This is a genomic window from Rhizobium sp. BK289 (assembly GCF_014193575.1).
In the GTDB taxonomy this organism is placed as follows: Bacteria; Pseudomonadota; Alphaproteobacteria; order Rhizobiales; family Rhizobiaceae; genus Rhizobium; species Rhizobium tropici_C.
Map to the genome: position 1 here is coordinate 242,824 of NZ_JACHZO010000004.1, position 22,522 is coordinate 265,345.

Here is a 22,522-nt window from a genome sequence, read left to right on the forward strand (position 1 = left end):
TATCGTTCTTGAAATCGTCAGACGAAAAGCACTCGGCCGCAAAAAGGTTCCCGCGGGTGGAGTGCCGCCTGCCCTTAGCAGGCCCGCCTGCGTTTCATCATGGCTTTCAGCCTTTCGGCTCCGACCTCATCGACAGGCGTGTAGACGATCATGCGGTCGTCGTTGCTGGGGCTTGCCCACCAGTTGTTGGATTGCAGCGCAAGGATCGTACCATCGGCAAGACGGAAGCGTTTCACGGCATTCTCGATGCCCTTGAGCTGATAGCGGTCCCATACGATACGGAACTGATCCGAGGCGCTCATATAGCGCTCCAGCTGCCGCTCCCAGACGGGATCGTCGAGATGTTCGGCCATGGAGGCGCGAAACAAGGCAGCCATGTGGGCCAGCATCTCGTCGGGGTCGGCCTGACTTGCGCGCCAGGCAGGATTGACGAGGGACAGATAGATGCAGTTCCGATCTTCAGCCGGGATCGCATGGAGGTCCACTCCGACCAGACGGCGATAGGCTTCGTTGAAGCCACGAATATTGTAGCGTTGCGTCTGGATGAGAGCGGGATAGGGACAGAGTTGATCGAGAATGTGCTGGCTTGCCGCGGTCAGCGGCTTGCACACCTGGGGAGAATCGAGCCGGGGCGGAACGGGCAGGTTTGCCAGCCTGAACAGATGCTCGGTTTCGACCTCGTTGAATTCCAGTGCCTGCGCGACGGAAAGCAGCACGCGCGGCGACACGCGGATCGGCCGGCCCTGTTCCAGCTTCGTGTACCAGGTGATGCCGATATCGGCGCGCGCCGCCACTTCTTCGCGCCGCAATCCGGGTGTACGAACTCGCCCGACGCGGCCGAGGCCCAAACGCACGGGATCGAGCGTTTCCCGCCGCCGACGCAGCAGCTCGCCGAGTTCCTGGGCTCGCGACAGCATGTGATTGGGGGCAATATCGAGCGTGCCGTGCATTTTCATTCTCCAGCCTGATACTTTTTATACCAGTCTAAACAGGTATCTTGTACCAGTTTAACATGGGTGTAGAAGACTGTGGACTCAGTTTCGGAAATCCTTTGAGGTCTTCATGTCATCCGCACCAATCCGGCTCGGCCAAGTCGGCCTGATGATCCTGCTTGCCGGGCAATTGCTGCTGCAGCTCGATTTTTCCATCATCAATGTCGGCCTTGCCGCCATTTCCGCCTCGCTGCATGCCGGCGAGACCGAACTCGAGCTCTTCGTTGCCGCCTATGGCGTGGCGTTCGCCGTCTGCCTGGCCATGGGTGCACGCCTCGGCGACAATTTCGGCCGCCGACGCATGTTCGGTCTGGCCGTGCTGCTGTTCTGCCTTGCTTCGCTGCTCTGCGGCGTCGCGACATCCGTCGCCTTCCTCATCGTCGCTCGTACGCTGCAGGGAATTGCGGCGGCGCTGATGGTGCCGCAGGTGCTGGCGACGATCCACGTCACGCTCACCGGGCGCGACCACGCCCGCGCGGTTGCGCTCTACGGCGCAATCGGCGGCATCGCCTTCATCATCGGCCAAGTCCTCGGCGGCTTTCTTATCTCCGCCGATATCGCCGGCTCCGGCTGGCGCAGCATCTTCCTCATCAACCTGCCGATCTGCGCCCTGATCCTCTTCTGCATGTGGCGCCACGTTCCGGAGACGCGCGGACAAGGCAGAGTGCCGGTGGACTGGTCCGGCATGATCACGCTGGCATTGCTGACGCTATCGGTGCTGCTGCCGACGGCGCTTGGCCCGTCTCTGCATTGGAACTGGCTCTGCCTGGCGGGTTTCGTGCCGATCCTGCCGCTAACGGCGCTTCTCTGGCGCATCGAGCGGGCCAAGGAAGCGCGCGGCGCCTTCCCGATCCTGCCACCGTCGCTGACCCGCATCTCCAGCATGCGCTTCGGCGGGCTGATCGCCATCATTTTCTTCACCTGCTGGAGCGGCTTCATGTTCGTCCTCGCCCTGACGCTGCAGGCGGGCGCCGGCCTGACGCCGCTGCAATCGGGCAATGCACTGATCGCGCTCGGCGGCTCCTATTTCGTCTCGGCCGCCTTCGTCACGCGCCGGCTTGCCGGCATGCGCCGCGAGGCCATGCTGGTGACGGGCTGCCTCATCCAGATGACCGGGCTTGCCCTGCTCATCGTGACGCTGGAAATCGTCTGGCCGCGGCCCGCTGTCATCAATCTCATCCCCTCCACGATCCTGATCGGGTTCGGTCAGGCACTGATCGTCAACTGCTTCTATCGCCTCGGGCTCGCCGATGTGCCGCATGAACATGCAGGAGCAGGCAGCGCCATGCTCGCCACCATGCAGCAGGTTTCGCTGGGCCTCGGGCCAGCGATCCTTGGCGCAGTATTCGCACAGGTCCTGCAATATGACAGCGTCTATCTCACGGCGGGAGTAACGGCCATCGCCGTCGAGCTCGGACTGATGGCCGTTCTGCTGCTGGCCACGCTCCTGCGCCTGGCTCGCCAGCGCAGCCTTTCGGAAGAAGACGCCAAAATCGACGAGACGCTGGTCGTGGCGCCCGAATGATACTCGATGAGGCCGCTGCTGCTGCGCCACCAGTTGCAGCGGCTTTACGCCAGACATGCTTCCATGCCGGACCTGCCGCCGGCGTAGCCGATCATTCAATTCCGCTCAGCCTGCTTGTCAGTGCCGTTTTCGAATGCCATTGCTCTTGAAACCTCGGATGACAGACAAGCGGCTTTAAATGAAACTGGATGCAATCGACCTGCGGATACTGGATGCCATTCAGCGCGATGGACGCATCACAAAGCTTGCACTCGCCGAAAAGGTCGGCCTCTCGCCGACGCCATGCTGGCTTCGCCTTCGCAAGCTGGAAAAGGCAGGCATCATCACAGGTTACCACGCGCGCCTGTCGCTGCGCCGGCTCGCCCCGATCGCCAATGTCATGGTCGAGCTTACGCTTGCCAACCATCGCCAGGCCGATTTCGATCGTTTCGAGCGGGCCGTCGCGGCCATTCCGGAAATCGTTGCCTGCTGGGCCGTCGGCGGCGGCGTCGATTACATTCTGAAGATCATGGCGGCCAATATCGATGCCTATCAACGCCTGATCGACGATCTCCTCGATCGCGATCTCGGTATCGAGCGCTATTTCACCTACATCGTCACCAAGACCGTGAAAGAGGAGACGGTGCTGCCCGTCACGGATCTGCTTTCCCCGGATGTGCCCGGCGGCGAATAGAGAGATTCTCCATCGGCGCCTCTCTCTTTAGGTGCTTTCTCTCTTCCAGCTGCCTGCAATGGACAATCTCTCGCGGCATTCCGTGACAGCATTGGACATCTGGCGACCATCTGGAAAGAAAGACCCGATCATGACTGCGCTCCATGCCCGCGCCACCTATCATGAAGCCCTTTCGCGGCTTAACGACCGTCATTTGCTGCGAGACCTCTCCTATGTCGCCGGCCGCTGGGTCGCCGGCAAGGCCGGCCGCAGCTTCCAGGTCACCGATCCCGCATCCTCCGTAACGCTCGCCTGGGTCACCAGCCTTGACCAGAGAGAAGCTTTCGAGGCCATCGACGCGGCAACGGATGCCTTTGCGGCCTGGCGCTCACTCCTGCCGCAGCAACGAGCGTCGATCCTGCGCAGGTGGTACGAATTGATGATCGAGGCGCGCGAAGATCTGGCGCTGATCATGACTCTGGAGCAGGGCAAGCCGCTCGATGAATCCCGCGGCGAGATCGACTATGCCGCAAGCTTTGTCGAATGGTACGCCGAGGAAGCCAAGCGGATCAATGTCGAAAGCGTGACCAGCCATCTGCCCGACACCGAAATGTTCGTCCGCAGGGAAGCCTTGGGCGTCGTCGGGATCGTCACGCCCTGGAATTTTCCGGCTGCCATGATCACGCGCAAGGCCGCCGCGGCGCTTGCAGCCGGCTGCACGGTCGTTTCCCATCCGTCGTCGGAAACGCCTTTGTCGGCACTGGCGCTCGCCGAACTCGGCGAACGCGCCGGGCTTCCCGCAGGTGTCTTCAACGTACTGACCGGTGATGCCGCAACCATCGTCGGGGCCTTCTGCGACGATCAGCGGGTCAGGGCATTGAGCTTCACCGGCTCGACCGAGATCGGCAGGCTGATCGCCGGCCAATGTGCCGCAAGCATGAAGCGGCTCGTCATGGAGCTTGGCGGTCATGCGCCGCTGATCGTCTTCGACGATGCCGATCTCGATCGCGCCGTCGATATCGCCATCAATGCCAAATTCGCGACCTCCGGCCAGGATTGCCTCGCGGCCAACCGCATTTTCGTGCAGCGCCCGATCATGGACGCCTTTGTTGCAGCGTTCGCCAAGCGCGTTGCCGCCTTGAAGGTCGGCCATGGATTGGACGGTGCCGTCGATATCGGGCCTCTCATGCACGAACGCGCCATTACCAAGGTCGAGGAGCATGTCGCCGACGCATTGAAACATGGCGCAAGGCTTGTCGTCGGCGGGAAACGGCACCCGGCCGGGAAGCTGTTCTTCCAGCCGACCTTGCTCGTCGATCCCTCGCCGGACGCGCTGATCATGCGCGAGGAAACATTCGGACCGGTCGCCGCCGTGACCGCTTTCGATAGCGAAGACGAGGTCATCGCCCGGGCCAACGACACCCAATACGGCCTCGTCGCTTATGTCGTGACGGCCAACGGCGCGCGGCAGATGCGGCTCGGCCGGGCGCTCGAATACGGCATGGTGGCCATCAACCGCGTGAAGATCACGGGCGGCCCGATCCCCTTTGGCGGTTGGAAGCAGTCCGGCCTCGGCCGCGAAGGCTCCCGCCATGGCATCGAGGCCTTCACCGAACTCAAATATCTCTGCGTCGACACGACAGCCTGACGCCGCGAATAGAAAAAGAAGGAACGATAATATGCTGGACAAGCGCAACGAACTGAACGCCTGGGACAGGGACCATTTCTTCCATCCCTCGACCCATATGGGAATGCATGCGCGCGGCGAAACGCCGACCCGCGTCATCGCCGGCGCCGAAGGCGTCTACATCACGGATACCGCCGGCAAGAAGAGCCTCGATGCCTTTGCCGGCCTTTACTGCGTCAATGTCGGTTACGGCAGGCAGAAAATCGCCGATGCGATCGCCGAGCAGGCAAGGAACCTCGCCTATTACCATGCCTATGTCGGCCACGGCACGGAAGCTTCCATCACGCTTTCGAAGATGATCATCGATCGCGCGCCTGAGGGTATGAGCCGCGTCTATTTCGGTCTTTCCGGGTCTGACGCCAACGAGACCAACATCAAGCTGATCTGGTACTACAACAATATCCTCGGCCGACCGGAAAAGAAGAAGATCATTTCGCGCTGGCGCGGCTATCATGGCTCCGGCGTCATGACGGGCAGCCTCACCGGCCTCGAACTGTTCCACAAGGCCTTCGACCTGCCGCGCGCGCCGATCCTCCACACCGAGGCGCCCTATTTCTTTCGCCGCGCCGACCGCTCGATGACCGAGGAACAGTTCGCACAGCATTGTGCCGACAGGCTGGAGGAGATGATCCTCGCCGAAGGTCCTGAAACGGTCGCGGCTTTCATCGGCGAGCCGATCCTCGGAACCGGCGGCATCGTTCCGCCGCCGAAGACCTATTGGCAGAAGATCCAGGCCGTCCTCGACAAATATGACGTGCTGCTCGTGGCCGACGAGGTCGTCACCGGCTTCGGCCGTCTCGGCACGATGTTCGGCTCCGATCATTACGGCATGAAGCCGGATCTGATCACCATCGCCAAGGGTCTCACGTCTGCCTATGCGCCGCTGTCGGGCAGTATCGTCTCCGACAAGATGTGGCAGGTGCTTGTCCAGGGATCCGATCAGCTCGGCGCCATCGGCCATGGCTGGACCTATTCCGCCCATCCGATCTGCGCGGCTGCCGGCATCGCCAATCTCGAGCTGGTCGACGAACTCGGCATCGTCGAGAATGCGGGCTCGACCGGTGCCTATTTCCGCTCTGAACTTGCCAAGGCCGTCGGTGGCCACCGGCATGTCGGCGAGGTTCGCGGCGACGGGCTGATGGCAGCAATCGAATTCGTCGAGGACAAGGACGATCGCAAGTTCTTCGATCCCGCGCCGAAGATCGGTCCGCAGGTGGCGACGGCACTGCTCGAGCGCGGCGTCATCGGCCGCGCCATGCCGCAGGGAGACATCCTCGGCTTTGCACCGCCGCTGTGCCTGACCCGCGAGGAAGCCGATACCGTCGTCAAGGCAGCGGCAGGCGCCATCGAAAGCGTATTTTCGAACCGCTGATCCGATCCTGACGAGACGATCCTATACACCCTACGCCGATGGCGGGGCCCGTTGTTGACAATTGGCCCCGCCATTGCATTCGGACGTCGCCATCCGGCACCGAATGGTGTACATGGATTCCTGTAATTGTACCGGATCAATCCATGTATCGTCATGATTCAAAATCTCAGGACAATGGTGCCTGGAAACCCGTCCTTCAGCATCGCAAGGGTGCGACCAAGCACAAGCTGCTCACCGACAAGATTATATCCGACATCGATGAGGGTATTCTGCCGGTGCACGCGCAGATGCCGACGCATCGCGATCTCGCGCATGCACTGGGAATTTCGGTGCAAACCGTGAGCCTGAGTTACAAGGAGGCGGAGCGTCGCGGCTATCTGCGCGGCGAGGTCGGGCGCGGCACCTTCGTGCGCAGCCGCGTCACCGAACGCGCCGACAGCTTCATGCTCGATCGTGATCCGAGCGGCAGCGCCGATCTCTCCATCATCCGGGCTGTTTATACCGAGGCGCATGAGCGATCGGCCCGTGAACTGATGCAGGCACTTGCGGAAAGCGACAATAGCAGCTTCATGCGGCCCTGCCGTCCGATCGCCGGCCTCGATGCTCATCGCGCGGCAGCACAGGTCTGGCTCGCCGGCTTATCGGTCACAACCGATCCGGATCGCATCCTCATCACCAACGGCGCGGCGCACGGCCTCTTCCTTGCGGTCGCCTCGGTCGTTCGGCCAGGCGAGGTGGTCCTGACCGAGAGCTTGACCGATCACGGCATCATCGGTCTTGCCAATGTTCTCGGTTTCACGCTGCGTGGCCTTCCGACCGATCGCGAGGGTATCCTGCCGGACGCCTTCGAGGCGGCCTGTGCCATCGGCGACGTGACCGCGCTTGTCATCGTTTCCTCGCTCGGCAATCCCACCAGCCACGTCATGGGGGCCGAGCGGCGGCGCGCAATTGCCGATATCGCCCGTCGGCACGGCATCTTCGTCGTCGAGGATGAGGTCTATAAGCCGATGCTGCGCGATCCCCTCCCCTCGATGGCGGACCTCATACCGGAGCTCGGCTTCTTCGTAACCAGCTTCACGAAATCCGTGATGACGGGATTGCGCATCGGCTATCTCGTCGTGCCCGCCCACTATTCGATCCGCGCCGCTTCGATCCTGCGCGTCACCGGATGGAGTGCAACCAACGTCGTTGCCGAAATGGCGTCGCGCTGGGTGCTGGATGGAACGGCGGAAGCCCTGCTTGCCGTCCAGCGAAACGAGGCGGAGGCCCGGCAGGCGATCGTCTCCGATGTGCTGGCGCCGTTCGTCGCCGGCAGCCATCCGCTGTCGCTTTGCGCCTGGCTGTCTGTTCCCGAACGTTGGACCGAGGAAGGCCTCGTGCGGGCGCTGGCCCGCAAGGGTGTGGCGGTAACGCCATCCGATCCGTTCGTCGCGGGTGGAGAGCGGCCGGTCGGCGGTATCCGCATCTGTCTCGGCGGCCGCCTCTCGCATTCCGCTCTTCGCTCGGCGCTCGAAACCGTTCGCGGCACGTTCGAACAGCTGCCGCCCGTCTTCGATGTGGGATCGATCGTTTAACCTTGCCGCAGGTCGATCTTTCAAAGGATCGAGCCCAGAAATTCCTTGGTGCGCTCTTCCTTCGGCGCGCTGAAGATCTCTTCCGGCTTGCCCTGTTCGCAGATGCGGCCCTTGTCGAAAAAGCAGACGCGGTCGGAGACTTCGCGGGCAAAGCGCATTTCGTGTGTGACCAGCAGCATGGTCAGATCGTGTTCATGTGCGAGATCGCGGATGACGCCGAGCACCTCGCCGACAAGCTGCGGATCGAGCGCCGATGTCGGCTCGTCGAACAGCAGCACGCGTGGTCGCATGGCGAGCGCACGGGCGATCGCGACGCGCTGCTGCTGGCCACCAGATAACTGGCTCGGATAATGATCCTTCTTCTCCGAGAGCCCGACCATGCGCAAAAGCTCGACCGCGCGGCATTCGGCCTCCGCCCGGCCAAGTCCGAGCACGCGTGTCGGCGCCTCGACGACATTGCGCAGCACGGTCATATGCGGAAACAGATTGAAGCTTTGGAAGACCATGCCGACATGGGTACGGATCTGGCGCAGATGCGCCTCGCTGGCGAGGAAACGACCACGGCCGTTGTCCTGATGATAGGACATGCCGGCCAGATGCAGGGTTCCCTCCTGGAAGGGCTCGAGCGTCATCAGGATGCGCAGGACAGTTGATTTTCCGGAGCCGGAAGGGCCGATCAATGTCACCTTCTCGCCGGGCGTGACGTCGAAGCAGAAATTGTCGAGCACGGTGAGGTGGCCGTAGCGCTTGGTCACATCTTGAAAGCGGATCAATGGTTGCGTCATTTGAGAGCAATTCCGTTTTTCGGCAACGCCTTTTCGAGCCAATGAATGGCTGCCGAGCAGACGAGCGTGAGGATGAGAAAGATCAGGCCGACAAGGGAAAGCGGCACCAGATACTCGAACGTCCGATCCCCGATGAGATTGGCGAGGTTGAGCATGTCGACCACCGTGACGACCGAAAGCACGGGCGTTTCCTTCAGCATGGAGACGAGATAATTGCCCATAGCCGGAACGATGCGAGGAATGGCCTGAGGGATGATGATATCCCAATAGGCGCGGCCGCGGCTGAGATTGAGCGCCGTCGCAGCTTCCCATTGTCCGAGCGGCACGGCATCCAGACCGCCGCGATAGACCTCCGACGTATAGGCGGAATATTGCAGCCCGAGCGCCAGCGCGCCGGTCAGGAAAGCAGGTAATACGATGCCGTAGATCGGCAGGACATAATAGAGGAAGAAGAGCTGGACGAGCAGTGGCGTATCGCGCAGGAACTCGATGACGAAAGCCGTCGGCCAGGAGATCGCCACAAAGCGGCTACGCCGCAGCAAGGCGAAGACAAGGCCGAGAACAAGCGCGATCGCAAAGCCTGCGGCTGCCGCCTCCAGCGTGACGATGAGGCCGATGCCGAGGATCGGCAGGATCGACAATGCGAAGGACAGCGTCGTCGACGTATCCCAGGTGAAGCCATACATCATGCCGGCGCCCTCCCCGGGAAAGCGGCGCCACGACGAAGAACGGTCTCCAGCCAGCGCATGAAGGCAACCAAAATGAGAGCCATGATGAAATATCCGATGAGCGTCAGCGAGTAGATCGTCACGCTGTCGAGCGTGATGTTGCGCAATTGCTGCGCCTGGAAGGTGAGATCGCTGATCGAAATGAGCGACACCAAGGCGGTGTCCTTCAGATTCTGAACGGCGAGATTGCCGAAAGCCGGCATCATTTCGACCACGGCCTGCGGCAGGACGACATGGAAGAGCGCTTGGCTCTGCTTGAAATTCAGGGCGCGCGCCGCCTCATGCTGTGTGTCTGGTACCGCCTGCAGCGCGCCGCGCACCACCTCCGCGCCATAGGCGCCGATGTTGAGCGCCAGGCCGGCGATACCCGTGGTGATGGGATCGAAGGAGATCCCGATCAGCGGCAGCGCGTAATAGAGCCAGAACAGCTGCACCAGAAGCGACGTGCCGCGAAAGATCTCGATATAGACGATTGCGATTGCGGAGAGCAGGCGTCCTCCGGCAAAGCGCGCAAGACCAGCGGCAAAGGCGAGGATTGCGCCGAGGAACATCGAGGCTACGGCGATGAGTGCTGTCATCTCCGCGCCCTTTAGCAATGCCGGCAGATAATGTGTCCAGCTCATGTCCGGGTCACCTCCGTTCCAGTATGGGAGGGGCCGAACGACCTGGCGATCGTCTGCAGACGGCCGCCAGGTCGTTCTTGATTATCGATAGGCTCATTTGCCCGCGCACAGATCTTCGGTGCTCTTCGTGCGTGCGGCCTCGACGCTTTCGGCGCTGAGACCGTAGGACATCAGGATCTTCTTGTAGTCGTCGGTCTTCTTGAAGGCTTCGAGAGCGGTATTGAAGGCCTTGTAGAGTTCCTTGTCCTCGGGCCGGAAATCGAAGCCCCCATAGCTTCTGACGGATTTTCCGTTGATCACCGGATCGGTGAAGGGCTCGGCATGCTCGACATTCGTGCTGCCCTGAACGAGCTTGGCGACGGTCAGCTCGGTTGCCGCATAGGCGTCGGCGCGGCCGGTCTGGATCGTGGACAGCGCATCCGCATTCGCCTGGATCATGACGATCTGGGACTCCGGAATGCCGAGACCATGGAAGAAATCGAGCTGATCGGCACCCGATACGATCGCGACCTTGAGCGACGGATCCTTCTTGATATCCTCATAGGAATGCAGCTTCTTCGGATTGCCCTTCGGCACCAATAGTCCCTCGCCGTAGCTGGAGTTCGGCATGGTGAACTGCACCTGCTTGCAGCGCTCCGGCAGGATGTTCTGCTCGGCGGCGACAAAATCGAAGCGCTTGGCCTTCAGGCCGGGGATCAGCGACCCGAACGGCGTCACCGTCCACTCGACTTCCTTGACGCCCATCGACTTCAGCACGGCGGCGGCAACATCGGGACCAATGCCCTTGGCGGCACCGCTCTCGTCCATATAGCTGTAGGGAACCTCATTGGCGCTGGCGCCGCGGATGTAGCCATCCTTCTTGATCTGCTCGAGGCTGGCGGCATGGGCGGATGCGGCGAAGCCAATGGCAAGAGCCGCGACGGCTGCGCTACGGTAAAAATTCGATCTCATGGTTCACTCCTCTGTGGTTGAAATTCGTCATCGGCTGTCCGGTTTTCCGGATCTTTGCCGATAACGGGGTGGTGACCCGCGCCGCGCTGTCGCGGCGCGGGAATTCAAGGCGCCTCCGTCAATGTTGCGACGACGGCCAGGCAATCCCCGGTCTTGATGAGGCCGGGGAAATGACGTGCGGCGAGAACACCGTCCAGCGCCGCCCGATAGTCAAAGGGTGCGGCTCCCGTGCGGCCGGTCGGATGGATGCGGGCGATGATCTCGCCCCGGACAATCGTGTCGCCAAGATCCTTCAGCGGCTCGAAAAGCCCCTCAGCTTCGGCAAAGACGAAGCAATCGGAGGACGGCATATCGAGCCATTGCGTCGCTTCGACCTCCGGGGGGCCTGCAACGATTCCGACGTGCTTCAAGACATTCAGAACGCCGCGCTTGGCAATGGAAGCCGTGCGCGCCGATATGGTTCCACCGCCCGAAAGCTCGGTCGTCACAAAGACCTTGCCCATCTCCTCGGCCGTGGTGTCATACATGCCGACGGCATCGATCTCGATCATCCGCATGGAATAGGGTGCGGAAAACGCAGCAACCCCATCGAAGCAGGCCTTCTCCTGGTTCCTATCCGGCAAAGCATGCGCTGCGGCATAGGGCAGGAAATCGAGGGTACGGCCGCCCGAATGAAAATCGAGCACGATGTCGGCCAACGGCAGCAGGTAGCGCGTGAAGTAGTCCGCGATCTTCTCGGTCACGCTGCCGTCGGGCCGGCCCGGAAAACTCCGATTGAGATTGCCCTTGTCGATCGGCGAGGTACGGGTGGCCGCCCGGAAAGCAGGGTAATTCATCGCCGGAACGATGATGACCCTGCCCCTGACCTCCTCCGGCTTCAACGTACGGGCGAGATCAAAGAGGGCAACAGGCCCCTCATATTCATCGCCATGATTGGCGCCAGTTAAAAGCGCCGTCGGCCCCTCACCGTTCCTGATGACGCAGATGGGGATCATGATCGAACCCCAGGCGGAATCGTCGCGCGACCAGGGAAGGCGCAGATGCCCGTGCTGAATGCCGTCCTGGTCGAAATCGACTGACGGTGTAATCGGCGATGGACGTTTGGATATGCTCATGCTGTTCATCTCTGGCGATCACTTCACGACAAGCCGCCGCGGCACGTTGGAGAGGCACTCGACGCCGCTCTCGGTGATGACGATGCTTTCGGTGATCTCCATGCCCATGTCCTCCAGCCAGAGGCCGGTCATGAAATGGAAGGTCATGCCCGGTAGCAATTCGGTGCGATCGCCGGGGCGCAGGCTCATGGTCCGCTCGCCCCAATCCGGCGGATAGGAAAGGCCGATCGGATAGCCGGTGCGGTTGTCCTTGACGATCCCGTATTTCTTCAGGACCGCGAAGAAGGCGTTGGCGATATCCTCGCAGACGTTACCTGGTTTGGCGGCGGCAAGGCCGGCCTCCATGCCCTCAAGCGTCGCCTTCTCCGCGTCGAGAAAGGCCTGCGTCGGCTTGCCGAGGAAGACGGTGCGCGACAGCGGGCAATGATAGCGGCGATAGCAGCCGGCGATCTCGAAGAAGGTGCCCTCGCCGCTCTTCATCGGCTTGTCGTCCCAGGTCAGATGCGGAGCGGAGGCATCCGCGCCCGACGGCAGCAAGGGAACGATGGCAGCGTAATCGCCGCCAAAGCCGTCGACGCCGCGAATGCCGGCATCATAGATTTCTGCGACCAGATCGGATTTGCGAATGCGCGGCTCGACCTTTTCGACGATCCGCTGGTGCATGGCCTCGACGATGCGGCCGGCCTTACGCATATAATCGAGCTCGGTCTTGCTCTTGACGGCACGCTGCCAGTTCACGAGCCCCTGGGCATCCTTGAAGCGCGCATTCGGCAAGTGCTTGACGAGCGAGGCATAGGCCGCGGCGGTGAACCAATAATTGTCCATCTCGACGGCGATCGAGGCATTGCCCCAGCCGCGCTCCTCGATGATCTTCGAGAGCAGATCCATCGGATGGCGCTCATTGGACTGCACGTAGTGATCGGGATAGCCGATGATATTGTCATGGGCGAGATAGGCGGTACGCTTGGCACCATTGGCATCCTGGCCGCGGCCATACCAGATCGGCTCGCCGGTATCAGGCACCAGCACACATTGATGTACGTAGAAGGACCAGCCGTCGTAACCGGTCAGCCAGTGCATGTTGGAGGGATCCGTGACGATGACGAGATCGACACCGGCTTTTTCCATGGCCCGGCGCGTCTTCTCGAGCCGCTCGGCATATTCGGCGCGGGTGAAATTGAGGGTCGGTTCGCTCACGCTGGGTCTCCTGATGCTTTTGTCGTTTCAATCGCTTGGCCCACGCCCGCCGAGACGGCACGGCGATGGGCAAACGTGGCAATGGCGGTATCCTGGACGCCGGTCCCAGTGAGATCGCAAAGGGTGATCGCCTCGGGCGAACGGCGGCCCGGCACCTTGCCGGCGACAATGGCGCCGAGTTCTGGAAAGTCGGCGGCCTCGCTCACAAGGCCCGCGGCGATCGCATGATGAAGCTCGCCCAGCCGCCGCGTCTGTTTCAGGCTGTCGGCAACATAAGGCGCGGCCTTCAGGATGGCGGCCGGGTCGATCTCGTTCTTATGCTCGGCGTCGGAACCCATGGCAGTCACGTGCTGGCCCGGCTGCAGCCAGGTGGCATCGAGGATCGGCTTGTCCGCCGGCGTGGTGGTGACGATAATATCCGCGTCGCGGCAGGCCTGCTTGGCATCCGCCTCCGCCACGATGGGAAAGCCGAGTTCCGCCGTCAGTTCTGTCGCGAGTTTTTCCGCCTTTACCGGATCGCGCGCCCAAATCCGAGCAGCTTCGATCGGCCGAACCAGCGTGAGCGCACGCAATTGCAGGCGGGCCTGCATGCCGGCGCCAAAAATCGCTGCGATCCGGCTATCTGGGCGGGACAGGTGTCGCGCGGCAACGGCCCCTGCCGCGGCGGTTCGAACATCCGTCAGATAGCCATTGTCGAGCAGGAGCGCCTCGACCAGTCCGGTGCGCGCTGATAACAGCATCATCAGCCCGTTGGTGCTCGGCAAGCCGAGCGAGGGATTGTTGAAAAAGCCGGGGCTAACCTTGATCGCGAAACTGTCGAGATCAGGAACATAGGCCGTCTTCACGTCGACCTCGCCGCGATGGGCTGCTATATCGAGCCGCATGATCGGCGGCATTTCCACGGCCTTTGTCGCCAGCGCCGCAAAGGCCTGCTCGACGCAATCGACGGCGTCGCCATCGAGCTCAACGATCTTGCGAAGATCTGTTTCCGTCAGGATCAGCACACGCGTCATGGCGCCACCTCCGCCTTGATATCATCGACGATTGCCCGATGGACCGCCGGATCGATATTGGCCCCGGAAACAACAATCACAGTCGGACCATCAGGCCTGATCTTGCCGGCAAGCAGTGCGGCAATGCCCACGGCACCGGCCCCTTCGACGGTCTCGCCCTCGATCCTGGCTGCATGGCGGATGCCCGCGGCAATCTCGTCTTCGTTGAGCAGGATCACGTCATCGAGCAGCGAACGGCACATGGGGAATGTCAGGCGATTGTCGAGCCCTATGCCGCCTCCGAGCGAATCCGCCAGGGTCTCGACCTCCTGAACATCGATCGGCCTCCCTGCTGCAAGGCTCGCCGCCATCGCCGCACCCCGTTCCATCGAAACGCCGATCACTTTGGCGGCCGGCAGGCGGCCCTTGATCGCGGCGGCGACACCGGAGGCCAGCCCGCCTCCCGAGAGCGGCACGAGAACAAGTGTGGTCTCAGGCAGATCATCGGCGATCTCAAGCCCGAGGGTGCCCTGGCCGGCAATGACGGCGGCGTCATCGAAGGGAGGCACGAAACACATGCCCTCTTCACGGACAAGACGTTCGACCTCCCACATGGCGTCATCCTGCGAATGCCCGACGATGCGGATGTCTGCCCCGAGGCTTCGGATGGCCTCGACCTTGTTGGCGGGAACAAGTGCCGACAGGCAGATGGTCGCGCGTGCACCCATTGCCCTAGCGGCGTGGGCGATAGCCCGGCCGTGATTGCCGGTCGACGCCGTCACCAAGCCGCACGAGCGCGCTTCATCGCTCAGGCATTGAAGTGCATTGGTGGCACCGCGAAGTTTGAAACTGCCGGTCTCCTGATGGTTTTCCAGTTTGAGATGAACGGGGACGCCCATGCGCTGAGACAATGCATGCGACGACCGTAGCGGCGTGCGCTGCACATATCCGGCAATGCGCGGCTGTGCTGCCTCGATATTCTGCAGCATGACCATCCTCGTCATGGCGCGCACCGATGCTTCGCTGTCGAGGTGAGCGATACCATGACGATTTTCATTCCTCTGTCGCGCTGGATGTTCATGACATCAGCGTGAAAGAGGTAATGGATCATGTCAATCTGTATATTGTTTCATTACAATTATAGACGTTCTTTTCCGACGTGGGGCCGAGCGGTAAGCCCCGAAAGCGTTGCATAGTGGTCAATTATAGGAGGATATCACCCACGCCGTTTCCAGCGGGGCACTATCGCACCGCCGGAAATGCGCGGTTGCGCAAACTATCGGCTTTCGAAATCAACGCTTGTCGTCACCTCAGCCAAGGCTTCGAATTCAGCCTTCAGCGTCTCCATCCGTGCCCTGGCGACCTTCAGCGCGGATGCGCCAAGGAGAAGCCGAAGCGGCGTTTGCTCGGCTTTGACCGCGTTCAGGATCGCTTGTGCTGCCTTCTTCGGATCTCCCGGCTGCGAGCCGGAGACCGCACGCGTCGCGGTCCGCCTTTTCCCCGCCGTCTCTGCATAGTCGTCGATGATAACGGGGGACTCGATCATCGAACGCCCGGCCCAATCGGTGCGAAAGGCACCGGGTTCCACGATCAGAACCTTGATGCCGAGCGGCCCGACTTCATGAGACAGCGATTCCGAAAGCGCTTCGATGGCAAATTTCGTCGCGTGATAATATCCAGTTGCGGCGAATGCGACCAATCCTCCAAGAGAGGAAAGATTGACGATGCAGCCGCGCCGCCTTGCGCGCATACCCGGAAGCACCGCCTTGGTGACATCAAGCAGACCGAAGACGTTGGTTTCGAATTGGGCGCGTATGCCACTATCTTCTCCCTCCTCAATCGCCGCGAGGTAGCCATAGCCCGCCGCATTGACGAGCACGTCGATCCGGCCGAAACGCCGCTCGGCCTCGCCGACCACCTGTGCGATGGTCGTGCGATCGGTTACGTCAAGCCGCGCGGCAACGACCTGATCCGGAAATCTTTCAACGAGTTCGCGGATCGTCGCCGGGTCGCGTGCGGTAGCAATCACGATATCGCCCGCCTCCAGCACCGCTTGAGCAATCGCGCGTCCAAGTCCTGATGAGGCTCCCGTGATGAGCCATATCGATCGGTGATATCTCATTCCATTATCCTTCCAAATGCTGCGATCATGATGATCCCGCTTGCGGAAGAGATACGCTCGGCAATGGCGGAGGCTTAGGCCGATCCTTTCGAAGTTTTGCACAATCCTACCATCCTGGCCTATCTTGATCTCGACAATAGGCAGAAGAGGGGAAAGCGATGGAAGCCATACGACGAAGCTTGATCGAGCTGATGCGCTTTCATTGCAGCGCGCCCAAGCAAAAAACGCCGGTCCCCGGTTTGACGCTCTTTCGCAATGAAGCACCGACGGAGCCGGTTCGCAGCCTTTATGATCCGCGCCTTTGCGTCGTCCTGCAGGGTCGAAAGGAGCTCATTCTGGATCGGCAACACATTGAAATCGGGCCGCGCGACTATCTCGTCGTCGTCCTCGATCTTCCGGTGACGGCACGTGTTGCCGAGGCAAGCCCTGGTCACCCGCACTATGCGATAACGCTTGATCTCGATCCGGCAATCATTGCCGAGCTGGTGGCAGGTAAAAGGGAACCGAGATCGGCGGCAAAGACGAAGGGCGCCGCCATTGCCGGCCTCACCGCCGACATTCTGGAGCCTCTCGAGCGGCTGGTGCGGCTGCTGGATCGGCCCATGGACATCGAAACGCTGGCACCGCTTGCGCAACGCGAGCTTTTCTACAGGCTCATCCAGGGCAGCCTCGGCGACATGGTCATCGAAAGCGGAATGGGAAATTCCCGCCTGTCGCGCATCGCCCGCACGACCGCCTGGCTTAAAGCCAACTTCGATCAGCCTGTCGATGTCGCGACCTTGGCAGATATCGCCGGCATGAGCCAGACCTCCTATTACCGCGCCTTCAAGGCCGCTACTGCGATGAGTCCCTTGCAATTCCGGGCACGGTTGCGATTGCATGAAGCGCGACGACGGCTGCAGTTGGGCGTCGAGAAGATCGGATCCGTCGCCTTTGCGGTCGGCTACGAAAATCAGTCGCAGTTCAATCGGGAATATCGGAAACTGTTCGGGAGACCGCCTGGTGCAGACCTGTCTCGCTGAGACGCAGGCCAGCCGTCCATTCGGGTAGGTTCACTAAATCGTCGTGGCCGCTATTGTTTCTGCTGTCGGTTCGGACGCCACCCCCGAACCGATCACTACAGCGTCCGACGAGACTGCATGCCCTCGCAGTGTCGTCGGACACCCCCATGGGAATGAATGCCAGTGACGAGGACTGCAGCCCGCGGCCATATCGATGATATGGAGCTGGATCAGTCTTTACCGGAAACACCGGCCGCGAACGCGCGGCTCATGCCGCCCGCCCGGCATTGCGTCCGGAAAAGATGCAGCCTCCCAGGAACGTGCCCTCCAGCGCATTGTAGCCATGATATCCGCCGCCGCCGAAACCTGCCGCCTCGCCGCAGGCGTACAGTCCCGGTATGCGCGCGCCGTCATGCCCGAGCGCCTGGCTGTTCAGATCGGTTTCGAGCCCGCCCAGAGATTTACGGGTGAGAATGTGGAGACGCACGGCGATCAGGGGCCCGGCCTTGGGATCCAGGATCCGGTGTGGCGGTGCGGTGCGCATGAACCGATCACCGAGATAGCCACGCGCCTGTCTCAATGCGACGATCTGGGCGTCCTTGGCAAAGGGATTGTCCAATTCGCGGTCACGGGCCTCGATCTGGCTGAGCAGGTGGACAAAATCGATCGGATGATCCCCGATGCGGTTCATGCGGGCGACGAGCTCTTCCAGCGTTTGCGCGACGATGAAATCCTCGCCCTTCTCCTTGAAAGCCTCCACCGGCGGAGGCGCCGAGCGGCCGAGCCGGCTGCGCAGGAGGAGACCGATGTCGCGGCCCGTGAGATCGGGATTTTGTTCGGACCCCGAGAGCGCGAACTCTTTCTTGACGATCTTCTGAGTGGTTACGAACCAGCTGTAACCATGCCCGAGCTTGCAGATATGCTGTAGCGTCGCGAGGCTGTCGAAACCAGGCAGACAGGGAGCGGGCATACGATTGCCGGTGGCGTCGAACCAGAGAGAGGATGGTCCGGGCAGGATGCGAATGCCATGGTTCGGCCAGATGGGGTCCCAATTGCGGATGCCCTCGGTATAGTGCCACATCCTGTCGCCGTTGATGAGCCGTGCGCCCGCCGCTTCGGCATGGCCGATCATCAGGCCATCGACATGGTGAGGCACCCCGCTCAGCATCCGGTCTGGCGGTGTGCCGAGGCGCTCGGCAGGCCATGCGCGACGAACCAGTTCCGGATTGCCGCCGATGCCGCCGCTCGCCACGATCACGGCTGCGTGAATGCGAAAATCCCCGACGACATCGCGGTTCGATCGCTGGCCGCGCTGAATATTGTCCTCTGCCAGGATCTCGCCTTCTACGCCGGCAATGCCGCTGCCGTCGCCGATCAGCCGCGTCACTCGCCGGCGGAACATTAGCTCGATCTTTCCCTCCTTCTCGGCCGCCAGCACCCGCTTCACGAACGGATCAAGCACGCCCGGACCCGTGCCCCAGGTGACGTGAAAGCGCGGCACGGAGTTGCCGTGGCCATGAGCAAGGCTTCCGCCGCGCTCCGCCCAGCCGACGACGGGGAACCAGCGCATGCCCAACTCGTGCAGCCATCCACGCATCTCGCCAGCGGCGAAGTCGAGATAGGCGTCCGCCCAGGCACGCGGCCAGAAATCCTCAGCCCGGTCGAAGGCGGCCGAGCCCAGCCAGTCCTGGCGGGCAAGTTCGATGCTGTCGCGAATTCGCATACGCCGTTGCTCCGGCGTATCGATCATGAAGAGCCCACCGAGAGACCAGAAGGCCTGGCCGCCGAGGCTTGTGCGCGGCTCCTGATCGATGAGGATCACCCGTTTCCCACGCTCAATCAGCTCCGAGGCGGCAACAAGACCAGACAAACCTCCTCCAACGATGACGACATCCGCGTAACTGTCCATCCGACCTCCCAGCGAATAGTTATTCGCCGAGAATTCTAACGACACTTACGTAAAAGTAAAACGAGGAACGGCTTTCTCGCCGCTCGTCCAGCGAAGCCGATTTCCGTCGTCAGCTTCTCTGCAGCCGCCACGTCCGGATCTCGAACGGCATGATATCGGCGGGTCCCTTGCGTTCGATCGGCTCTTCTAGGATATTCAGCGGCCCCGATGCTTGCCATCCCGGCGCCAGGTTCAGCGACAGGCGGCCCCGGCGGCCGGCCGGCTCGTAGAGCCGCAGAACAAGGCCCTCCCCCTCCTCCGCCGGTTTCAAGCCCGAGAAAGCGACCGGTATGCCCTCGATGCCGAGAGGCGAGAGCGTGCCCTGCGAAAGCCCGCTTGCCTCCATGGTGACGAGCGGCTGGTTGAGATCGATCGCCTCCGGCAGAACGCCTCCTTCATGCCAGGCGCCTTCATGCGGCATCAACGCATAGGTGAAGCTCTGCCGGCCTTCGTCGGCAAGCGGATCGGGATAGATCGGTGACCGCACGAGGCTCATGCCGATGACATTGCCGCGGGCGCTGTGTCCGTATTTGGCGTTATTGAGCAAGGCAACACCGAAGCCGGGTTCGCTGAGATCGACGAAACGATGGGCGGCTGCCTCGAACATCGCCTGCTCCCAGGGGGTGTTCGTATGCGTCTGCCGCTCGACGATGCCGAAGGCACATTCGAAAGTGGCTGCGCGAGAATGCACAGCGACCGGGTTCAGGGTCCTGAGCAGGGTACGCCGGTCATGCCAGTCGATCGTCGTCTCGATATCGAGCCGGCGGGCATTGGCCGTCAAAACATAAAGCTGGGTGATGGTCGAGTTGCGATATCGATTGACAACACGGACCGCGGCGCGATGCGGCCCCTCCTCGACCAGGGCGATGCTTTCGGGCTGGTCGAGGCGAATGCCTTTCTCGGCATAGTCGGCGTCGACATCCCAGGCATCCCAGTTGCGGGGCTTGTCGGCGGGATAGGCCCAGAGCTGATTGGCGGAGCCTTCGATTGCCTCCCGCCCCGTCGCCTTGTGAACAAGGCTCGACACGGCCCCATCTTTGCCGATGACAACGGATAGATGCTCGTTCTCGAGGTGATGGGCGTCGGCTTTCAGCATGCTGGCGGGCTTGAGCATCTTGCGATCGAAAACGGCGACGGAAAGAGGCGCGACAAGATCGGCAGACGACAGAACCGTTCCGTCGGACAGCGCGGCTGTGAGCGGCCGCGGTGAAAGGGACGGGTTGACGACAATCAATGCGTCCGTGACGCCGCCCGTCGGAAGATGGGCCGATAATGCCTTGAGCGCCTTGCCCTGCTCCGCCTTGGCATTGCCGATCACGCCGTCAAGTTCCCGCTCGGCATCGACATAGACCTCGCGAATGCTCGACCCCGGCAGGATGTCATGAAACTCGTTCTTCAGAACGGTGCGCCAATCCGCCTCGAGGCTTTGCGGTTTCGCAGCCCCCAGCATGTGGGCGAGCGAAGCCAGCGTCTCGGCCGTGATGAGGGCGCGTTCGGCCTGGCGGTGCTTGCGCTTGACGCCGCTTTGCGTCGTCAGCGTCGCGCGATGCAGTTCGAGGTAGATTTCTCCGTCCCAGACCGGCAGGTCCTTTTCCGTTGCCGTGTGATGCGCCTTGTCATAATAGTCCTTCACGGTGCCCCAGCGTGCCCTGGGGATTGCCGGAAAATCGCGCAGCTGAACTTCGCGCTCGACCATTTCCGGTGTGACACCGCCGCCCCCGTCACCATAGCCGACGGCCAATAGCGAGGTGTCGTGCTCAGTCTTGCCGCGGAAATTCTTCCATGTCGGCACGAAGCAATCCGGCTGCACGAAGCCATTATAGCCTTGCATGGGATTGTCGAAGGTATGCGTCAGCACCTTGCTACCGTCGAGCCCCCTCCACCAGAAGAGGTCGGAGGGAATGTGATTGGTCTCGCTCCAGTTCACCTTGATCGTGAAGAAGCTGTTCATGCCCCCGAGTCGGAGGATCTGCGGCAGGGCACCCGAAAAGCCGAAGCAATCCGGCAGCCAGCAGACGGTATGGCGCAGGCCGAAATGCTTTTCGAAATAGCGCTGCCCATAGAGCACCTGACGGGCGAGGCTCTCACCCGTCGGCATATTGGTATCGGGCTCGACCCACATGCCGCCGACGGTTTCCCACTTGCCCTCGGCGACCTTCTTCTTGACCCGTTCGAGGAGATCCGGATCGTCCTCCTCCATCTGCGCGTAGTAGTGGGCAGTCGATTGATTGAACCGGAAATCGTCGGAGCGCTCCATCAGCGAAAGCGCCGTATTGAAGGTGCGGCGCATCTTCCTGCGCGTCTCGCCATAGGGCCAAAGCCATGCAAGATCGATATGGGCATGGCCGGTCAGCAGTAGTTCGCCGTTTTGCGGAAAACGCTTCTGAAGCTCCTTCAATCGCTCAAGCAGCCGATCATGGGCGGCTGAGGCTGAAGCGCTCTCAGCTTCGCTGAGACCGGCTGGATTGTCCTGGAGTTCCGGCAGTTCCCAGATCTTCTGCTGCATTTCCGCACCCGATGTGCGCGCGATATAGGCAGCCGTGTCGGAGGGCCAATCGAGGCTGCGCAGCGCCCGTTCGGCCGCATCGATGAGATGCGGTACGACGTCGTGACCGTCGAGCGCATCGACCGCCTCACCGATCTGTTTCAGCAGGAGATGCAACCGGTGGACCGGCTCGTCCAGCCAGATCAGCCGGGCTTTGTTCAATCGCGGGGCACGGTTCGGTTCTCCGAAAGGAAAGCGAGCGACGCTCTCCGCCGCGATCGAAAAGTCCCGATCCTTGATCGGAAACTCCTGGTGATAGGGATCCAGTCCGAAGGTCTCGGTCCGGCCATCGGGATAGCGCAAGGTCAGTAGGCTTTCGCCGCCGAGATCGAGCTGCAGGCGGGTCTGCTCGAGCGGCCAGTCATGGGGAGCCCTTGCCGCCGCGGCAAAATGAACCGTTCCCTTGCGGTGCGGCCAGTCCTGGCGATGCGCGATCGGCTCGCCATCAAAGGTCCAGCCGTCGATGTCACGGCTCTGTCTGTCGCGCCAATGGGCGAGCTCGGCTATGCGGACCTTGAGACGATCGAGACGTTGGGCAATGGTGAGAGACATGGCGGTCCTATCGGAAAATCGGCAATTGGCGGTGAAGGAGAATAAACCGATGCAATAGATCGCAATCGCCACGCGCCGTCTCCTCCAGGCGGATCGCATAGCCGAATTTTAGATTAAGTAACTTTGTTTTCGCGTCAAGCGGCCAAGCCATGAGTTACGAG

General features: G+C 61.7%; 18 protein-coding genes. 6 read left to right on the forward strand and 12 right to left on the reverse strand.

The features are described from left to right. Nucleotides 1–74 precede the first annotated feature (74 nt). Nucleotides 75–950, reverse strand: coding sequence for a helix-turn-helix transcriptional regulator (locus FHT84_RS09635; protein ID WP_113248902.1), 876 nt, complete (start codon nt 948–950; stop codon nt 75–77). A gap of 112 nt (nt 951–1,062) precedes the next feature. Between FHT84_RS09635 and FHT84_RS09640 the strand changes: the two genes are divergently transcribed. The 5 genes from FHT84_RS09640 to FHT84_RS09660 all read left to right on the forward strand — a co-directional run bounded on the left by FHT84_RS09640 (nt 1,063) and on the right by FHT84_RS09660 (nt 7,802). Then, complete coding sequence (locus tag FHT84_RS09640; RefSeq protein WP_113248903.1) at nt 1,063–2,517, forward strand: MFS transporter; 1,455 nt, start codon at nt 1,063–1,065, stop codon at nt 2,515–2,517. 178 nt (nt 2,518–2,695) lie between these two features. Then, the gene (locus FHT84_RS09645; RefSeq protein ID WP_112345708.1) at nt 2,696–3,190 is read left to right on the forward strand and encodes an Lrp/AsnC family transcriptional regulator; all 495 of its coding nucleotides are present in this window, start codon (nt 2,696–2,698) and stop codon (nt 3,188–3,190) included. Between the two features lie 130 nt (nt 3,191–3,320). After that, nucleotides 3,321–4,817: an NAD-dependent succinate-semialdehyde dehydrogenase gene (locus FHT84_RS09650; protein ID WP_169645384.1), complete on the forward strand. Its 1,497-nt coding sequence runs from the start codon at nt 3,321–3,323 to the stop codon at nt 4,815–4,817. Nucleotides 4,818–4,848: 31 nt separating this feature from the next. After that, a complete protein-coding gene (locus tag FHT84_RS09655) occupies nt 4,849–6,228 on the forward strand; it encodes an aspartate aminotransferase family protein (protein ID WP_183761933.1) in 1,380 nt (459 codons plus the stop codon). Nucleotides 6,229–6,371: 143 nt separating this feature from the next. Beyond that, entirely contained in the window at nt 6,372–7,802 is a 1,431-nt protein-coding gene (locus FHT84_RS09660) for a PLP-dependent aminotransferase family protein (protein WP_183761936.1), read from the forward strand. Nucleotides 7,803–7,822: 20 nt separating this feature from the next. On the opposite strand, the gene ehuA is transcribed toward FHT84_RS09660, so the two are convergent. The 9 genes from ehuA to FHT84_RS09705 all read right to left on the reverse strand — a co-directional run bounded on the left by ehuA (nt 7,823) and on the right by FHT84_RS09705 (nt 16,315). Next, the gene (gene ehuA, locus FHT84_RS09665; RefSeq protein WP_112345704.1) at nt 7,823–8,587 is read right to left on the reverse strand and encodes an ectoine/hydroxyectoine ABC transporter ATP-binding protein EhuA; all 765 of its coding nucleotides are present in this window, start codon (nt 8,585–8,587) and stop codon (nt 7,823–7,825) included. Beyond that, the gene (gene ehuD, locus FHT84_RS09670) at nt 8,584–9,276 is read right to left on the reverse strand and encodes an ectoine/hydroxyectoine ABC transporter permease subunit EhuD (protein ID WP_169645386.1); all 693 of its coding nucleotides are present in this window, start codon (nt 9,274–9,276) and stop codon (nt 8,584–8,586) included. The genes ehuA and ehuD overlap by 4 nt, the downstream gene beginning before the upstream one ends. Beyond that, complete coding sequence (ehuC, locus tag FHT84_RS09675; RefSeq protein ID WP_145644921.1) at nt 9,273–9,938, reverse strand: ectoine/hydroxyectoine ABC transporter permease subunit EhuC; 666 nt, start codon at nt 9,936–9,938, stop codon at nt 9,273–9,275. Before ehuC ends, ehuD begins: the two co-directional genes overlap by 4 nt. Nucleotides 9,939–10,031: 93 nt before the next feature. After that, on the reverse strand, nt 10,032–10,889 hold the full coding sequence (ehuB, locus tag FHT84_RS09680; RefSeq protein WP_183761939.1) for an ectoine/hydroxyectoine ABC transporter substrate-binding protein EhuB: 858 nt from the start codon (nt 10,887–10,889) through the stop codon (nt 10,032–10,034). Nucleotides 10,890–10,993: 104 nt separating this feature from the next. Further along, a complete protein-coding gene (gene doeB, locus FHT84_RS09685; protein WP_183761942.1) occupies nt 10,994–12,013 on the reverse strand; it encodes a N(2)-acetyl-L-2,4-diaminobutanoate deacetylase DoeB in 1,020 nt (339 codons plus the stop codon). Between the two features lie 9 nt (nt 12,014–12,022). After that, nucleotides 12,023–13,201: an ectoine hydrolase DoeA gene (gene doeA, locus FHT84_RS09690; protein WP_183761946.1), complete on the reverse strand. Its 1,179-nt coding sequence runs from the start codon at nt 13,199–13,201 to the stop codon at nt 12,023–12,025. Then, complete coding sequence (eutC, locus tag FHT84_RS09695; RefSeq protein WP_183761949.1) at nt 13,198–14,214, reverse strand: ectoine utilization protein EutC; 1,017 nt, start codon at nt 14,212–14,214, stop codon at nt 13,198–13,200. Before eutC ends, doeA begins: the two co-directional genes overlap by 4 nt. Continuing rightward, on the reverse strand, nt 14,211–15,188 hold the full coding sequence (eutB, locus tag FHT84_RS09700) for a hydroxyectoine utilization dehydratase EutB (protein WP_183762174.1): 978 nt from the start codon (nt 15,186–15,188) through the stop codon (nt 14,211–14,213). Before eutB ends, eutC begins: the two co-directional genes overlap by 4 nt. A gap of 281 nt (nt 15,189–15,469) precedes the next feature. Further along, nucleotides 15,470–16,315 carry an oxidoreductase gene (locus FHT84_RS09705; RefSeq protein ID WP_183761952.1) on the reverse strand — a complete coding sequence of 282 codons (846 nt, stop codon included), beginning with the start codon at nt 16,313–16,315 and terminating at the stop codon, nt 15,470–15,472. 158 nt (nt 16,316–16,473) lie between these two features. Between FHT84_RS09705 and FHT84_RS09710 the strand changes: the two genes are divergently transcribed. Next, nucleotides 16,474–17,337, forward strand: coding sequence for an AraC family transcriptional regulator (locus tag FHT84_RS09710; protein WP_183761955.1), 864 nt, complete (start codon nt 16,474–16,476; stop codon nt 17,335–17,337). Nucleotides 17,338–17,584: 247 nt separating this feature from the next. On the opposite strand, the gene FHT84_RS09715 is transcribed toward FHT84_RS09710, so the two are convergent. Further along, nucleotides 17,585–19,225 (reverse strand): FAD-binding dehydrogenase, encoded by a 1,641-nt coding sequence (locus FHT84_RS09715; RefSeq protein ID WP_183761958.1) that lies wholly within the window; start codon nt 19,223–19,225, stop codon nt 17,585–17,587. A 109-nt stretch (nt 19,226–19,334) separates the two neighbouring features. Beyond that, nucleotides 19,335–22,361: a glycoside hydrolase family 38 C-terminal domain-containing protein gene (locus FHT84_RS09720; protein ID WP_183762177.1), complete on the reverse strand. Its 3,027-nt coding sequence runs from the start codon at nt 22,359–22,361 to the stop codon at nt 19,335–19,337. Between the last annotated feature and the right edge of the window lie 161 nt (nt 22,362–22,522).

Excerpts from the sequence above, each read along its gene's own strand:
- ehuB (WP_183761939.1), bottom strand. The coding sequence starts at position 10,889 with ATGAGATCGAATTTTTACCGTAGCGCAGCCGTCGCGGCTCTTGCCATT.
- FHT84_RS09645 (WP_112345708.1), top strand. The coding sequence starts at position 2,696 with ATGAAACTGGATGCAATCGACCTGCGGATACTGGATGCCATTCAGCGC.
- ehuA (WP_112345704.1), bottom strand. The coding sequence starts at position 8,587 with ATGACGCAACCATTGATCCGCTTTCAAGATGTGACCAAGCGCTACGGC.
- doeB (WP_183761942.1), bottom strand. The coding sequence starts at position 12,013 with ATGAACAGCATGAGCATATCCAAACGTCCATCGCCGATTACACCGTCA.
- ehuC (WP_145644921.1), bottom strand. The coding sequence starts at position 9,938 with ATGAGCTGGACACATTATCTGCCGGCATTGCTAAAGGGCGCGGAGATG.
- FHT84_RS09640 (WP_113248903.1), top strand. The coding sequence starts at position 1,063 with ATGTCATCCGCACCAATCCGGCTCGGCCAAGTCGGCCTGATGATCCTG.
- FHT84_RS09635 (WP_113248902.1), bottom strand. The coding sequence starts at position 950 with ATGCACGGCACGCTCGATATTGCCCCCAATCACATGCTGTCGCGAGCC.
- eutB (WP_183762174.1), bottom strand. The coding sequence starts at position 15,188 with ATGGTCATGCTGCAGAATATCGAGGCAGCACAGCCGCGCATTGCCGGA.
- eutC (WP_183761949.1), bottom strand. The coding sequence starts at position 14,214 with ATGACGCGTGTGCTGATCCTGACGGAAACAGATCTTCGCAAGATCGTT.
- FHT84_RS09710 (WP_183761955.1), top strand. The coding sequence starts at position 16,474 with ATGGAAGCCATACGACGAAGCTTGATCGAGCTGATGCGCTTTCATTGC.
- FHT84_RS09660 (WP_183761936.1), top strand. The coding sequence starts at position 6,372 with ATGTATCGTCATGATTCAAAATCTCAGGACAATGGTGCCTGGAAACCC.
- FHT84_RS09650 (WP_169645384.1), top strand. The coding sequence starts at position 3,321 with ATGACTGCGCTCCATGCCCGCGCCACCTATCATGAAGCCCTTTCGCGG.
- FHT84_RS09720 (WP_183762177.1), bottom strand. The coding sequence starts at position 22,361 with ATGTCTCTCACCATTGCCCAACGTCTCGATCGTCTCAAGGTCCGCATA.
- FHT84_RS09705 (WP_183761952.1), bottom strand. The coding sequence starts at position 16,315 with ATGAGATATCACCGATCGATATGGCTCATCACGGGAGCCTCATCAGGA.
- ehuD (WP_169645386.1), bottom strand. The coding sequence starts at position 9,276 with ATGATGTATGGCTTCACCTGGGATACGTCGACGACGCTGTCCTTCGCA.
- FHT84_RS09715 (WP_183761958.1), bottom strand. The coding sequence starts at position 19,225 with ATGGACAGTTACGCGGATGTCGTCATCGTTGGAGGAGGTTTGTCTGGT.
- FHT84_RS09655 (WP_183761933.1), top strand. The coding sequence starts at position 4,849 with ATGCTGGACAAGCGCAACGAACTGAACGCCTGGGACAGGGACCATTTC.